Here is an 842-nt window from a genome sequence, read left to right as displayed (position 1 = left end):
TTGCCATGGGGACATCCTTCCAGCCCGCCCATCGTGGGCAAGCCAACTCAGATGTCACCTGATCGTGCAGCAGACCCATGTTGGGATGAGGCTGAGTAGCATTAGCAACTTCCCCGCACCTGCACGCGCCAGCGAGGCGAGCCGTGACAGCATCTTTTCGGACTCAGCGCGCTCAGCGGCAGCAGCCTCGGTGAGCGCTTCCACCGGGTTGACGATGCCCAGGTCGCTTGTGAGTCCACGAATAGTCGCACCGCTCGTCGCAATGCGGTCATAGATCGCGTCGAGGTCTGGTCGCACATTTTCGTACGACTCGATGTAGGTGGCGACAATCTTCTTCAGTGCGTCGGCGTCTCCCTTGGCAGGTTTGGGAGCTGCCTCTCGTTTCTTCTTGAGAAGGGCGTTCACGCGGTTGCGGTCGTTCACTGCCGCGACGAACTCGGTAACGGCAGCGTCCAAAGCTTCATTGCTCATGTTCTCCCCCAATTTCCCCGATCCAGTCCTGGTCTCAGATCATGTCCGTGGTGGTCACCAGTGGTGGTCAAAACGCCGAAAGGGCGTCTCCGATTGCTCGAAAACACCCTCTGACCTGCGTCGGGCTGACAGGATTTGAACCTGATTGCCGACATGACGTGGCCGGATTCATTACCTGCGATTTCCACGCTTCTACCTGCTCGTATGGCGCTTTCATCACGCTGACAGTATGTCACACTGTCGGACAGATTGGTACATTGATGTTGCCAGTTTATTGCCAGCGCCCCCCAGGAGTGAACCGCCCCGGTGTGTCCGGAGACTTACTGGTTTGAGAACTCGGCGGGTTGCTGAGTTCGGTGGTGACGGTAGTA

General features: G+C 57.8%; 1 protein-coding gene. It reads right to left on the bottom strand.

Annotated features, from left to right (window positions below; genetic code table 11):
• Nucleotides 1-54: 54 nt before the first annotated feature.
• Nucleotides 55-471: a hypothetical protein gene (locus tag B8W67_RS20150; protein ID WP_133056184.1), complete on the bottom strand. Its 417-nt coding sequence runs from the start codon at nucleotides 469-471 to the stop codon at nucleotides 55-57.
• Nucleotides 472-842 lie beyond the last annotated feature (371 nt).

It is taken from the genome of Mycolicibacillus koreensis (assembly GCF_002104795.1).
Classification (GTDB): Bacteria; Actinomycetota; Actinomycetes; order Mycobacteriales; family Mycobacteriaceae; genus Mycobacterium; species Mycobacterium koreense.
The sequence above is the reverse complement of the archived record's forward strand: the minus strand, read 5'-3'. Positions and strand labels throughout refer to the sequence as shown.